Origin of the sequence: Clostridium intestinale DSM 6191, assembly GCF_900130055.1 — a bacterium.
Lineage (GTDB): Bacteria > Bacillota > Clostridia > Clostridiales > Clostridiaceae > Clostridium_T > Clostridium_T intestinale.
Genome location: NZ_FQXU01000003.1, coordinates 341,873 through 354,840, shown reverse-complemented (window position 1 = coordinate 354,840; position 12,968 = coordinate 341,873). Strand labels below are relative to the sequence as shown.

Sequence of the window (12,968 nt, the reverse complement as noted above, 5' to 3'; positions counted from 1 at the left end):
AATTATGGAGTGAAATAAATAATATTGAGGTGAAAAACATGGTAGTAATAAAAGGGCGAAGTAATAAAGAAATTGCAAAAGATAGTCAACTATATAAATTACTTAAAGATGAGATAAGTGGTGAAAAAGATTGGGAAAAAGCATGGATGTATTGCAAAAAAATATCAACGTTCACTCATGCACCTGTTTCATTAAAAGAATATGAGCGAATGGAGAAGTTTGCTGACGATGATATTCTTGTTACAACAATAGCTTCTATATTACAAAAGTGGACAGTTCCTAATGAGAATTCAATCCTATCAGGGTTTGATGTCATAGGATATTTCTATTCAATTGCATTATTATCAGTGGCTAAACACAATAGAGAACAGAATATCTATTTACTAAGTAAAATTTGTGATACATTGATAAAAGAAAAAAATCAATATTGCGGAGTATTAGTAAGGAACATAACAAAATTAAAGAAGAAGTACCCAGATCTAATTCATTTAGAAGATAAATTTAGAAATCTTTGATATAAATATGGTTAGCAATAATTGAATCGTAATTTGATGATGCTATTATATATGGGACAACTTAATAAAATAGGAGAGTATTAAAACATGAGTGAAGCACTTGAACAAATAAAAGGTTTTGTAAAAGCATTTGAAGCTATTAATAATGGTAAATATGAAGGTACAGACTATTTAATTGATGAATTTAAATATAATGGGAATCAATTACTTTCTATTAAAAATTACTTAATGAAAATAACTTCTTCTAATTATGAACCTGAGTCTCTTATTTTTGAAGATGTTGGAAATTGGAGAAAAACTTTTGAAATACTTTTTCGATCCTATTTTACTCGAAATATAGAGATATTAGAAAACATATATAAAATTGAATTTATTAAAATGCTTAATAAATATATAGATAATGAGCAAGTAGAAGTTTGGGGATCAGGAATTAATGATGGCTTTAGTTGTATTACTAAATATTTTAAAGAGGTTTCAGGTAGTGACTTATTATTCGTTTTCAAAGAAAAAATACTGATTTTTCATTTTGGAATAAATGATTAATTTATAGTAATTTCATAAAATAAAAAATTGTAAAAATAAATAATATTCTAAAATACCGTATAATTCTGAAATGAATCTACGGTATTTTTTATGCAAAAATGATGGAGGATAGTAATGGATAAAACAAATATTAATATAAATGAAACCATAAAAAATGCAGCAGAAGAGGGGGCTAAGAAAGCAGTTTCTTTATTAAACAAAGAGATTAGAGATAATCGAATTCATAATACTAAGTTACTTATGAAGAATTATAATAAGCTTAAGGATCATATAGATAAAGTTAAATCAGACATAGAGTTTGAAATTGAACAAGCTGAAGATAAAGTATGGCTTACTAGTATAGTCAGAACTAAATTAAGAACTATGCAACTTATAGCTTTTATAGATAATGCTTTAGAATTAGTAAAAGAAGATATGAAGAAAAACTGTGTTGAATATAAGTATAAAGCTTTTGAAATGTATTATCTTGAAGAAAAAAGCAACGAGGAAATAGTAAGTAAAATGAAATGTGGAAAGAATCAACCTAGGATATGGTCAGATGTAATACTTAATGAACTAAGTATTTACTTATGGGGGATAGAAGCATTAGGGATAGAAGCGGGAAAAGATGGAGTTTTCAAAGTGATTAGAATGTACTAAAATGGTATTATGTAGAATTATAACTATTGGTAGTAAGTGGGGACTTATAAACGTGGTTACTGCATTGAAGGCACTCGGAAGGGTGTCTTTTTTAATTCTAATAGATAACTTCTTTAAAAAACTTCCTATTTATGTAATAATGCTAGTATTCCGTTGTTTCTTGGCATACGAGAATGCTTGTTGCATAAGTTTCCTAAATATATAATAGTAATAGTTATTTTAGTTAGGGGGATAAATCATGGATAAGAGGTATCAAGTATTTATAAGCTCAACTTTTGCAGATTTAGAAGATGAAAGAAAAGAGGTCATGGAGGCAATAATTAATCTTAATTGCTTTCCAGCAGGGATGGAAATGTTTCCTGCTGCAGATATTGAGCAATTTGAATATATAAAAACTATAATAGATCAAAGTGATTATTACGTTCTAGTTATTGCCGGTAGATACGGCTCTGTATCAGATGATGGCATTAGTTATACTGAAAAAGAATACGAATATGCTAAAGAGAAAGGAATTCCCGTATTAGCATTTGTAAAAAAGGATATAGATAACTTACTAGTAAAGCAAACGGATAATAACCCTGAATTAAAACAAAAATTATTAGATTTTAGAGAAAAAGCCATGAAAAATAGGTTAGCAAAATATTGGAATGAAAAGATGGAACTCAAATATAATGTACATGACAGTTTATCAAAATCATTTCAGCTAAGTCCTAGAGTTGGATGGGTTAAAGGTGATATTGAGAATAATGAAAAACTACTGCAACAATTAAACCAATCAAGACAAGAATGTGATGACTTAAAAAAAGAACTTACTGCAAGAAAAAAGCTAAATTCAGAAGATGCTAATTTAGAAGAAGTGTTGACACTAATAAAAAACAAATCAACATTTATAAGATATTATGACCACATTGATAATGAAAGAAATGTTAAATTAATGGTAAAAAGTATCTTTATTTTTATTGGACAAATATTAGACCTTAAAAATGGGATTTTAAAATCTAGTTTTTCTGATTATATTGCAACTTTGATAAAAAAACATTATAGTGATGGGCTCTTTTTATCTATATCTACAGATGATACCTATAGAATATTAGTCTTATTTCAAGAGCTTCGCCTAATAGAGAGTTCTAATAACTCAATATACTTAACAACTCAGGGAAAAAAAGTATTATTTAAATTAGTTTTAGAGAACTAGACCTTGATCAGGTTAAGCTTACATAATTAATAAAACGAATTTATAAAATTTAAGATGTTATTAAAAAATTTTGCTTTTAAATTTTTACTATATTTATAAAGAAAGGTTAGATATTTGTGAAATTATTAAAAGATTGGAGAAACAGAGATTGGTGCTGGATAGTGTCAATACTAATCGGAATTATAATTGTTGTATTAACTTGGAGATTAAATGACAATAGTAGTGTTGTTAATATAATTTCCATGTTCGCTAGTGGCGCCTCAATAATATTGGCAGTAGTAGCAATTGTTCAAAGTACTTTATATAATACTAGCTCAAATGAATTAAATTCAAAAATGACAGAAAAACTTTCATTAATAGAAAATACTATGGAGATTGTAAAAGATAATATTTTACGTAACACTAACACAATAATAGATAATTCTCCAATACCTAAGGAGGAAAAAGAGGAATTAAAACGTAGAGTTGAATATTTAAATAATAAGGAGAGCCTTATAAAAATATTTGAATCAAACATAAGTGTTCAAAAAAATAAACTTAAACATACTACCAAATTAGAAGATGAAATAGGTATGCTTATTAATACTTTAGATAAAAGTATTAATAAAAATGTATCATACAGAGTTGATGGGACTAATCAATTTAAACATGGAACCCTCACAACTTATAGTTATAATAAAAACAATAATTTAATAAATATTGTAATTGATAATGATTCTATAATTACTAAAAATATAACTGAAGTTTCATTTAGTAAATATGATGATAGGATAGATATATGGATATATGGAGATAAAACAAACAGATTCAATATAGACTTATAACTTTTTATATAAATAATTCTATTTAATCAAATTTCAATATACTATTGCAAACTACTACTAAATGTTAAAAGGAGTAAATTAATGAAAATAACAGAAATTATACCAATAGGAACTATTTTATTAACTATTCCACTTTTTATAATAACCACAGCTTCTAACTCTATTATTGAATTTATGAAATCAAATTTAAAAAAAGATTTAGCGGTGGAATTATATTAATGTTTATAGTAGGCGTTATAGGAGGTTATATACTAACAAAGGATTTCCCCCTACCTTAACAATACTTTATCTTATCAATTAATAATGTTGATATTTTTAATTTTTAATTTAGTATGTTACACATATTTATTTAAAGTCGTGAAAAAGAAAACCCAAGAAGTTTTATTGGCAAAAAAAAATATAAAAGTAAAATATTTAGCAAAAAATTTATTTTTTTCAAAAATATTAGTATATATTTAATGTTTATATCATGTATATTAAGCTTATGTTACATAACCAACATAATTAATAATATAGATAATATAACAGAAATAATAATGTCTTTATTCTTGATATTTGCTATTCTTTTTGGCTCAGTTATAAATTATATATATATAAATATATATTGGGCATTAAGCAACTTTAAAAAGATAAGTCTATTTAGCGATAAGTTTTTTGAATGTGGTTTAACCAAAGAAGTCAAAATAAATAAAATAAATGGATATTTAATATCAGAAGATGGATTGTACTATTTAATAAAAGTTGATGATGATAATATTTGTAAACATATAAAAAAAGATATGGTTAAGGGAAAGAATACACATTTTTTAGAATCTACTATTAATTATTAATTTAAAATATCTTTTATATATCGATATAAGTGCCTATTAAAGATTCTAAATTTTATTAGCTTAAATATATCATAGAAAGGAATCATCAAATGGACAAAAATTATAATTTTAAATATGAAAAGCTAAAAATACATTTTAATTATTTATTAGCAATTTCTTTAATCTTAATAGCTCTTATTATAATTGCTTCAAGTTATTGGAATGAAGCATTTGTTGGACAGGTTTCTTTTGCTGGTACAATCTCTTCCATTATACTCTCAGTAATTGCGATTATAATTACACTAATAGGAGAGAGTAAATCGGATAATACAAAAGATAAACTACTAAATGTTTCAGATAGCTTAGTAAAAACTGCTGAAATTATAAGTAATTCTAGTAACGAATTAAAAGAAATCTCTAGTATAACATCAAAAATTGAAAAGTTATATGAATATATGGATAAAGTAATTATGAATGTTGAAGAGACAAATATCAGTATAAAAAATTTAGCTCCTACTACTATAAGTTCTAAAATTGATGATGTATTGTTAGATGTTTCCGAGATGTATATAAGAATAAGAGATGGATATAAAAGTAATGCTATTGCATTTAAATTTATTGTTTGTGCATCCTATTGGTTCATCTTAAAAGATTATGATACCGACTTTACCATATTTATAGATAATAAGATTAAAGGAATACATTCATCTAATGAAAATGCATTTGATACTTATATTGGTATACTTTATTCTTTGCTTGTTTGCGATCAAAATAACATAGAATCCTTGAAAAAAGAAGTGAAAAAAGATATAGAATCTTTTTATCCAGAAATAAAAAATGAAATAGATAAACATTTTCAATAAAGTTTTATTATGTATAGTAGAGTTATTTCAAATTTGATACTTTATATATTGATTGTTAAAAAATAATATAATTAAAGGAGAATTTAAAGCTATATATGAATATATATGACAAACCTCTTACGGAATATAAAGATAGTGACTATTCAATAAAATTTGCTAATTATAATACAACTTTATACCATTATACAAGTATAGATGGTGTAATGGGTATCTTAGGCGGTAAAAAGTTTAGAGTCTCAAAGGCTGAATTTTTAAATGATTCTTCAGAAATAATTTATATATTAAATACAATATATAAATCATTAAAAACTATTATTAAAAAAGACGATTCATTAGGAGAAATCATAATAAACTCATTAATAGAAGCTATTGAAGGAAATACTACTCATAATGGTTTAAGGTGGTACAAAAATATTATGGTTGACCATAAATACATACTTTCTTTATCTTTAAATAGAGATTCATTAATGCTATGGTCAAATTACTCTAAGTTTGATGGATATAATCTTGGATTTGATTTTTACAAATTATATAATACTTTTTTGGATGAGAACTCAATAGTAACACACGGAAAAGTATTGTACAAAGAAAAAGATCAAATTAAAGTTATACAAAAAGATTATTTGAACTTATTAAGTATTTATAATCAATATAAAGATAATTTAAATATTAATGAACTTTCTGAATTTCAAAGAGAAGCTTTCATAGCTTTTTATAGTAGAATGAACGTTTATGCATTATTTTTTAAACATGATGGATTTAATTATGAAGAAGAATACAGAGTTGCTATAACGTATAAAAAGAAAGAAGTTTTTTACAGAACAAGTAATGGTTGTATAATACCTTATATAGAAACTCCTATAAATAATTCCACGCTGTTACCATTAACAACTATTACTATTGGTCCTAAAAATAATATAGATATAGCAAAAAGCGGTATCGAACACTATATTAAAAGTATTGGATATAAAGATATAAAAATATCAAAGTCTGAAATACCATTAAGATATTAATGAAAATAATTATTACAAGAATTTAAAAAGTTTTTAACTGTAAAATATAATATACAGAGCTCTATTAAGAGCTCTTTTTTAATATCTAAAATAAAGGATGATAAATAATGAATAATCTTAAATTGTTAAAAATAGAGTTTTTATATTACGAATTAATAAATGAAGTTTCAAGCTTGTCAATAAGTAACCTAAGTTCAATAGTGGTAACTTTTAGTTATAAGAATATAAGCAATGCTAAAATGCAAATTAATACCAATAAAGAATTAACTATAGAAGAAATTAAAGAAAGAATCCTAAGCGAACTAAAAGGATGAATAATTGGATTCTATCTTTACTCCAAAACAATAATATAAAAGCTTTCTATAACTCTTCCTGGTGGTTAAAGAAAAGAGCAGATGTGTTAGAGAGAGATAATAATGAATGTCAGATATGTAAGTCTAAAGGCTTATATAATCAAGCTGATTGTGTTCATCATATTAAACACCTAAAGGATCATCCAGAGTTAGCTTTAGATGAAGACAACCTTTTATCTTTATGTAATGAGTGTCACAATGAAGAACATCCAGAAAAGTTTTTAAAATATAGGAAAAAGAAAAAGCTATTGAATGAGGAAAAATGGTAGTCCCCCCATCAAAAAAAATGAAAAAACTCCTGGTATGGGAAGAACGGGTAGTAAGGGAGGACAAAACAGAAATCTCGCGCGTGTGAGAAAAAATTGAATTTTGATAACAATATTTTACATTGAAAGGAGGGATAAAAAATTATGGCTAGTGCTAAGAAAATCAAGGATTCTCTGATAAGGCAGCTCGAAGAAAAAGGAGCAAATGTAGATCATTTTTTAAGTTTAATTGATGATTATATTTGGTACTGGAATCAAGAAAAAGCTATGCAAAAAGATATAAAAGAGCGTGGTTTTTCATATAACGCTGTATCTGCTTCAGGTAAAGAATATCTTAAAGATAACCCCTCCGTCAAAAATGCTCTGATGTATAACAAACAGAAATTGTCCATATTAAAAGAACTAGGGTTAACAACTTCTAATGTACCAAGTGGTGAAGATGAAGAATTATAATAAACTAATACCTGAGATTCAAAATTATATTGACCTAGTACGTAGTGGAGAATATGAAGTTTGTAAAGAGCAAGTTCAACTTATGGAGTATGTTGAGAAATGTTTTAGAGAAGAGAACTTATTTGTAGATGAAGAGCTGCTGCATAAATATTTGAGTTTACAGAAATACTTTCCCTTTGAGCTTTTTCCATGGGAAGTTTTTTGTTTTACACTTCATAATTGTACTTATTCAAGACCTGGTATCTTAAGATGGCCAGATCTTTTTATTTATGTGGGAAGAGGTTCAGGGAAAAATGGTTATCTTGCATTTGAAGATTTTTGCCTTATATCTGAATATAACAATATTAAAAATTATGATATAGATATATGTGCAAATTCAGAGGACCAGGCTAGAACATCTTTTGATGATGTATACAATGTTTTAGAAGAAAATGAAAAGAAACTGCAGAAACATTTTTATTGGAATAAAGAAGTTATACAAAATCTGAAAACCAAGTCTAAGCTTAGATTTAGAACCAGTAACGCCAAAACTAAAGATGGTGGTAGACCAGGTAAAGTAGACTTTGACGAGTACCATCAATATGAGGATTACAAAACCATACAAGTATTTAGAACTGGTTTAGGTAAAAAGAAAAACCCAAGAACAACTATAACAACAACAGATGGAGATGTAAGAGGTGGGCCATTAGACAGTTTACTTTCTAGAGCTATTAGAATACTAAATGAACAGGGTGGAGATAACGGATTATTAGTCTTTATCTGTAGACTTGATTCTGAAAAAGAAGTTCATAACCCTAAGATGTGGCATAAGTCTAACCCATCTTTACGTTATAATGAGGAACTATTAAGAGAAATAGAAAAAGAATACATTAACTACAAAGAAGATCCTATTAGTAACTCTGCTTTTATGACTAAGAGAATGAATATCCCTCAAGGGAATAAAGATGTAGAAGTAACTAGTTGGGAAAACATACTGGCAACTAATCAAGAGATTCCAGATCTAACAGGCTGCTCATGTGTAGCTGGAATAGACTATATGAAAACAAATGATTTTTTATCAGCTGGATTACTTTTTAAATATAAAAGTAAATACTATTGGCTCTCTCATACATGGATATGTAGAAGTTCAGCTGATTTAGGAAGAATAAAAGCTCCATTAGAAGAATGGGCAACAAAAGAGGGAGGTAATCTACTAACCTTCATTGATGGTCCTGAAATATCTCCAGATGTTCCTGCTTCATGGCTTGCAGAACAGGCTCAAAAATATAACATTACTACACTTGGAATAGATAATTACAGGCATACAATACTTGCTAAGGCTTTAAGAGATTCAGGATTTGATACTGATAAAAAAGGAGCAAATAACATTAAGCTTATAAGACCAAGCCATGAAATGTTAATAGCTCCACTAATAACAAGTGCCTTTGTAAATCATAATATTGTTTGGGGAGATAACCCCTTAATGCGTTGGTATACAAATAATACATGCATGATAACTTCACAAGCTGGAAACATAACCTATGAAAAAATAGAACCTAAGAGTCGTAAGACAGATGGATTCAAAGCTTTTGTTGCTGCTATGTGTGCTGGTGGTGTTGATTTAGAAGATAGTGGAGAAGAAATTGATTTTGATTTTGGAGTATACACATATTGATGTGAGCCTTAGAGATAGGGCTTTTTATTATGCCCTGAAAGGGGTGAGAAATTGGGATTCATAGATTGGATAAAAGAGATATTTGGGAACAAATCAAGAGTATCTCTAAATGAAAAATCAATAGAAAGTCAGCAAGTACAACTTGAAGTTGAATACTTTGCTATAGTCTCAGCTATTAATATGATTGCTGGATCCATAAGCAAATGTGAGTTTAAAACCTTCATGAAAAATAAACCCTTAAGAGAAGATGAATATTATCTATGGAATATTGAACCTAATAAAAATCAAAACTCAAGTCAATTCCTTCAAGAGTTAGTGTCTAAACTGCTTTATTATAATGAGGTCCTGGTAATAGAAGTTAATGGTCAACTTATAATTGCAGATGATTTTAGTCAAAATGAGTACGCTTTATATGAGAATACTTTTACTAATGTCTCAAGAGGTACCATGACCTTTAATCGTACCTTTACCATGAGTGAGGTTCTTTATTTTAAGCTAGGTAGTGATGATATTAGAAAGTTACTCTCCAGGTTAATCAAAGGTTATAATAATCTACTTAACATGGCCATAGCAAAATATAAACGCTCTGGAGGTAGAAAGGGAATTGCTAAAGTTGATAAAGCTCCTTCAGGAGATGGTGATTATCAAAAAAAGATTGATGATCTATTTAATAATAGATTTAAAAGCTACTTTGAAGCAGAAAACTCAGTGCTACATTTACCAAAAGGTGTTGAATATAACGAGCAAAATGGAGAGGGTAACAAGAAATCAACTAGTGAAATTGTAGATATTCAAAATCTTACAAAAGAAGTATTTGAAAGAGTAGCTCAAGCAGTAAAAATACCTCCTGCGCTATTAAGAGGTGACATTGCAGACGTTGATAAAATTACAGATAACTATTTAACCTTTTGCATAGATCCTTTAGCAGACATTATTGAAGAAGAAATTACTAGAAAGAGATATGGTAAGTCAGCCTTTATATCAGGCTCTTATCTAAGCGTTGATACTACTTGTATTAAGCATATTGATTTATTCTCTATCTCAACTGCCTTTGACAAGCTAATAGCTAGTGGAGGTTATAGCATAGATGAATTAAGAATAAAGGCAGGTGATATACCATTGAATACACCATGGAGCAAAAAACATTGGATGACCAAAAACTATGAAGATATAGAAAACTTGAAGGGAGGTGAGAACCTATGAAAAGTAAAAGAATATGGGACTTAAAACAATCAGTAAATGATCCTGGTAATTTAGATATGTATATCTATGGTGATGTACAAGGAGATTATTTCGATTGGTATGAATGGCAGCAAAAAGAAAGTGAAACCTCAGCTAATCATTTTAGAAATGAGCTAAATAAATATCCAGATGTTAAGCAAATAAATATATTCATTAATTCCAATGGAGGCTCTGTCTTTGAAGGAACTGCAATTTATAGTCAACTTAAGAGGCATCCAGCGGAAAAAGTAATCTATATAGATGGTTTTGCCTGCTCTGTAGCTTCTGTAATTGCTATGGCTGGAGATAAAGTTATAATGCCTAAAAACACTATGATGATGATACATAATGCCTGGAACATAGCTGCAGGAAATGCTAAACAATTAAGAAAAGCAGCTGATGATTTAGATGTCATTATGACTGGTAATAGGCAAGCTTATTTAGAAAAGTCAAAAGGTAAAATAACTGAAGAAAAGCTTATAGAATTACTTGATACTGAAACCTGGTTAACTGCAGAACAATGTCTTGAATATGGTTTTGCAGATGAACTACTTAGTAAAGAAGTGGATCTAACTGAAGCTAATCAACTTCTTCAAAAGATGAATACAACATTAGAGCAGCAAATTAGCTATAACAAAGCTTTATCAGCTCAGGCTAAAGACTTTACTCAAAAGATTCATGAACCCCATAAAGATCCTACACCTAAAGAACCACAAGAAAACAAAACTATAAAATTAATGGCGGCATTATTCGCTAATAAGGAGAGATAAAAGTATGAAAAGTTTAGATTTATTAAAACAAAAGAAAGTAGATATAATGAATAGGCTTAACCAAGCTATGAAAGAAGGTAATGAAGAGGCCTTTGCTCAAACATTTACTGAGTTCACTGAATATGTTCAAGAAGTAGTTATGGAAGAGGCTAAAGGGTTAGTTCAAGCAGCTGATACAAATGTTTTAGTAGGAAGAGGTGTAAGACAATTAACTTCTGAAGAAAATAAATACTTCCAAAAAGTAATTGAAGCAATGAGTTCATCAAACCCTAAACAAGCCCTTACAGAAATAGAAATAACAATGCCTAAAACAATTATAGATTCTGTATTTGAAGATTTAACAACAAATCATCCATTATTAGATGCTATTAACTTTCAAAATACAAGTGGTTTAATAGAGTTCTTAGTAAATTCAGATGGAGATCAAATTGCAAGTTGGGGAACTTTAACTAGTGAAATAGTAAAGTAACTAACTAGCGGATTTAAAAAGTTAAACATGGGACTTAACAAACTTTCAGCTTTCTTACCTGTAGCAAAATCAATGCTTGATTTAGGACCTGCATGGTTAGATAGATATGTAAGAGCAATACTTGGAGAATCAGTACAAAATGGATTAGAAGAAGGAATTATAAAGGGCTCTGGTAAGAATATGCCTATAGGTATGAATAGACAAGTTGGTGATGATGTAACAGTAACTGGAGGCGAATATCCTGAAAAGCAAACTGTACCTGTCACACGTTTAGATCCTGTTACCTATGGTGATTTAATTTCTAGTTTGGCCAAGACTCCAAAAGATAAGTCTAGAGTAGTAAGTGAAGTATTAATGCTTGTAAATCCAGTCGATTATCTAAAAAAGGTAATGCCTGCTTCAACAGTAATAAGAACAGACGGCTCATACGCAAGCAATGTATTTCCATTCCCAACAAGAGTAATTCAATCCATTCAAGTACCCGAGGATAGAGCTATCATAGGACTTGGAAGAAGATACTTTATGGGAATAGGAACAGCTAAAAGTGGTAAAATAGAATACTCCGATGAATATAAGTTCCTTGAAGATGAAAGAGTGTATCTAGTTAAACTTTATGGCCATGGTGAGCCACTTGATAACAACGCATTTATTTATGCTGATATAAGTAACTTAGAGCCACTTGTACAAAAGGTTACTGTTGAAGGTGTTGTTATGACAAAAGAAGAGGCTTAATTGAGGTGATATAGATGCCAGAAGAATTATTAGTTGATGTAAAAAACTATTTACACATATCTTGGCAAGATGAAAAAACAGATAAAAACATAACTGGATATATTAAAAGAGGAATGGCACGTCTACAAGAAATTGCAGGTGTGCCATTAGATTTTACTAAAGAAGATCTTCCTAAATCACTATTACTTGATTATTGTCGCTATGCAAATAGCCAAGCCTTAGAAATGTTTGAGAAAAACTTTTTAAGCGAGATCATGAGCCTTCATTTTGATGGCCAAATACAAGCAATGGATGAAAAAGAGGAAACTTCATCATGAAGATAAAACTAGATAATATTGAATTTGTAAGTTTTAGTGATGGTATATGCGACATTTACACCGAAGATGACGAGGAAATAAAAACCTACAAATACAAGAATCTTTGTTTTTCTGATAGAGTACTAGGCTTTAAAAGAGCTTATGCTGCTGCAGCTGCACAGGTGAAAATCAATGCAGTTATTAGAATTCCTAAAGTACCTGGAATAGATAATCATGATACCGTAGAAATAAAGGATAAAGGAAAATACAATATAGAAATGATCCAGGTAATCAATGATACTAATCCACCATCTATAGATCTTACCCTAAGACAATTAGAAATGAGTAGGTGA

General features: G+C 28.6%; 18 protein-coding genes and 1 pseudogene. All 19 read left to right on the top strand.

The window, feature by feature from the left end; translation table 11 throughout:
* Window positions 1-38 precede the first annotated feature (38 nt).
* The 19 genes and pseudogenes from BUA92_RS01930 (at window position 39) to BUA92_RS01850 (ending at window position 12,968) form a co-directional block, all read left to right on the top strand.
* Window positions 39-515, top strand: a complete 477-nt coding sequence (locus BUA92_RS01930) for a hypothetical protein (RefSeq protein WP_073016175.1) — start codon at window positions 39-41, stop codon at window positions 513-515.
* 87 nt (window positions 516-602) lie between these two features.
* Window positions 603-1,058, top strand: coding sequence for a hypothetical protein (locus BUA92_RS01925; RefSeq protein WP_073016173.1), 456 nt, complete (start codon window positions 603-605; stop codon window positions 1,056-1,058).
* A gap of 114 nt (window positions 1,059-1,172) precedes the next feature.
* Entirely contained in the window at window positions 1,173-1,697 is a 525-nt protein-coding gene (locus BUA92_RS01920; protein ID WP_073016170.1) for a hypothetical protein, read from the top strand.
* 238 nt (window positions 1,698-1,935) lie between these two features.
* Window positions 1,936-2,892, top strand: coding sequence for a DUF4062 domain-containing protein (locus BUA92_RS01915; protein ID WP_073016168.1), 957 nt, complete (start codon window positions 1,936-1,938; stop codon window positions 2,890-2,892).
* Between the two features lie 116 nt (window positions 2,893-3,008).
* Complete coding sequence (locus tag BUA92_RS23125; protein ID WP_175550828.1) at window positions 3,009-3,716, top strand: hypothetical protein; 708 nt, start codon at window positions 3,009-3,011, stop codon at window positions 3,714-3,716.
* A gap of 81 nt (window positions 3,717-3,797) precedes the next feature.
* Window positions 3,798-3,935, top strand: coding sequence for a hypothetical protein (locus tag BUA92_RS23120; RefSeq protein ID WP_175550827.1), 138 nt, complete (start codon window positions 3,798-3,800; stop codon window positions 3,933-3,935).
* Between the two features lie 239 nt (window positions 3,936-4,174).
* Window positions 4,175-4,546, top strand: coding sequence for a hypothetical protein (locus BUA92_RS01905; RefSeq protein ID WP_073016166.1), 372 nt, complete (start codon window positions 4,175-4,177; stop codon window positions 4,544-4,546).
* 89 nt (window positions 4,547-4,635) lie between these two features.
* Window positions 4,636-5,388 carry a hypothetical protein gene (locus BUA92_RS01900; protein ID WP_073016164.1) on the top strand — a complete coding sequence of 251 codons (753 nt, stop codon included), beginning with the start codon at window positions 4,636-4,638 and terminating at the stop codon, window positions 5,386-5,388.
* A gap of 95 nt (window positions 5,389-5,483) precedes the next feature.
* Complete coding sequence (locus tag BUA92_RS01895) at window positions 5,484-6,401, top strand: DUF2971 domain-containing protein (protein WP_073016161.1); 918 nt, start codon at window positions 5,484-5,486, stop codon at window positions 6,399-6,401.
* A 107-nt stretch (window positions 6,402-6,508) separates the two neighbouring features.
* Entirely contained in the window at window positions 6,509-6,715 is a 207-nt protein-coding gene (locus tag BUA92_RS01890) for a hypothetical protein (RefSeq protein ID WP_073016117.1), read from the top strand.
* A complete protein-coding gene (locus BUA92_RS01885; protein WP_073016115.1) occupies window positions 6,712-7,023 on the top strand; it encodes an HNH endonuclease in 312 nt (103 codons plus the stop codon). Before BUA92_RS01890 ends, BUA92_RS01885 begins: the two co-directional genes overlap by 4 nt.
* Before the next feature lie 141 nt (window positions 7,024-7,164).
* Window positions 7,165-7,473 carry a P27 family phage terminase small subunit gene (locus BUA92_RS01880; protein ID WP_073016113.1) on the top strand — a complete coding sequence of 103 codons (309 nt, stop codon included), beginning with the start codon at window positions 7,165-7,167 and terminating at the stop codon, window positions 7,471-7,473.
* Complete coding sequence (locus BUA92_RS01875) at window positions 7,460-9,127, top strand: terminase TerL endonuclease subunit (RefSeq protein ID WP_073016111.1); 1,668 nt, start codon at window positions 7,460-7,462, stop codon at window positions 9,125-9,127. Before BUA92_RS01880 ends, BUA92_RS01875 begins: the two co-directional genes overlap by 14 nt.
* Window positions 9,128-9,178: 51 nt before the next feature.
* Window positions 9,179-10,330 (top strand): phage portal protein, encoded by a 1,152-nt coding sequence (locus tag BUA92_RS01870; RefSeq protein ID WP_073016109.1) that lies wholly within the window; start codon window positions 9,179-9,181, stop codon window positions 10,328-10,330.
* Window positions 10,327-11,118, top strand: a complete 792-nt coding sequence (locus tag BUA92_RS01865; RefSeq protein ID WP_073016107.1) for a head maturation protease, ClpP-related — start codon at window positions 10,327-10,329, stop codon at window positions 11,116-11,118. Before BUA92_RS01870 ends, BUA92_RS01865 begins: the two co-directional genes overlap by 4 nt.
* A gap of 4 nt (window positions 11,119-11,122) precedes the next feature.
* A complete protein-coding gene (locus BUA92_RS23530; protein ID WP_242950033.1) occupies window positions 11,123-11,587 on the top strand; it encodes a hypothetical protein in 465 nt (154 codons plus the stop codon).
* Window positions 11,588-11,608: 21 nt separating this feature from the next.
* Window positions 11,609-12,319, top strand: a pseudogene (locus BUA92_RS23525) (phage major capsid protein); the annotation flags it as partial.
* Window positions 12,320-12,333: 14 nt separating this feature from the next.
* Entirely contained in the window at window positions 12,334-12,636 is a 303-nt protein-coding gene (locus BUA92_RS01855) for a hypothetical protein (protein ID WP_073016105.1), read from the top strand.
* Window positions 12,633-12,968: a hypothetical protein gene (locus BUA92_RS01850; RefSeq protein WP_073016103.1), complete on the top strand. Its 336-nt coding sequence runs from the start codon at window positions 12,633-12,635 to the stop codon at window positions 12,966-12,968. The genes BUA92_RS01855 and BUA92_RS01850 overlap by 4 nt, the downstream gene beginning before the upstream one ends.

Coding starts and splice junctions, on each gene's coding strand:
- BUA92_RS01930 (WP_073016175.1), top strand. CDS start 39: ATGGTAGTAATAAAAGGGCGAAGTAATAAAGAAATTGCAAAAGATAGT.
- BUA92_RS01925 (WP_073016173.1), top strand. CDS start 603: ATGAGTGAAGCACTTGAACAAATAAAAGGTTTTGTAAAAGCATTTGAA.
- BUA92_RS01920 (WP_073016170.1), top strand. CDS start 1,173: ATGGATAAAACAAATATTAATATAAATGAAACCATAAAAAATGCAGCA.
- BUA92_RS01915 (WP_073016168.1), top strand. CDS start 1,936: ATGGATAAGAGGTATCAAGTATTTATAAGCTCAACTTTTGCAGATTTA.
- BUA92_RS23120 (WP_175550827.1), top strand. CDS start 3,798: ATGAAAATAACAGAAATTATACCAATAGGAACTATTTTATTAACTATT.
- BUA92_RS01905 (WP_073016166.1), top strand. CDS start 4,175: ATGTTTATATCATGTATATTAAGCTTATGTTACATAACCAACATAATT.
- BUA92_RS01900 (WP_073016164.1), top strand. CDS start 4,636: ATGGACAAAAATTATAATTTTAAATATGAAAAGCTAAAAATACATTTT.
- BUA92_RS01895 (WP_073016161.1), top strand. CDS start 5,484: ATGAATATATATGACAAACCTCTTACGGAATATAAAGATAGTGACTAT.
- BUA92_RS01890 (WP_073016117.1), top strand. CDS start 6,509: ATGAATAATCTTAAATTGTTAAAAATAGAGTTTTTATATTACGAATTA.
- BUA92_RS01885 (WP_073016115.1), top strand. CDS start 6,712: ATGAATAATTGGATTCTATCTTTACTCCAAAACAATAATATAAAAGCT.
- BUA92_RS01880 (WP_073016113.1), top strand. CDS start 7,165: ATGGCTAGTGCTAAGAAAATCAAGGATTCTCTGATAAGGCAGCTCGAA.
- BUA92_RS01875 (WP_073016111.1), top strand. CDS start 7,460: ATGAAGAATTATAATAAACTAATACCTGAGATTCAAAATTATATTGAC.
- BUA92_RS01865 (WP_073016107.1), top strand. CDS start 10,327: ATGAAAAGTAAAAGAATATGGGACTTAAAACAATCAGTAAATGATCCT.
- BUA92_RS23530 (WP_242950033.1), top strand. CDS start 11,123: ATGAAAAGTTTAGATTTATTAAAACAAAAGAAAGTAGATATAATGAAT.
- BUA92_RS01855 (WP_073016105.1), top strand. CDS start 12,334: ATGCCAGAAGAATTATTAGTTGATGTAAAAAACTATTTACACATATCT.
- BUA92_RS01850 (WP_073016103.1), top strand. CDS start 12,633: ATGAAGATAAAACTAGATAATATTGAATTTGTAAGTTTTAGTGATGGT.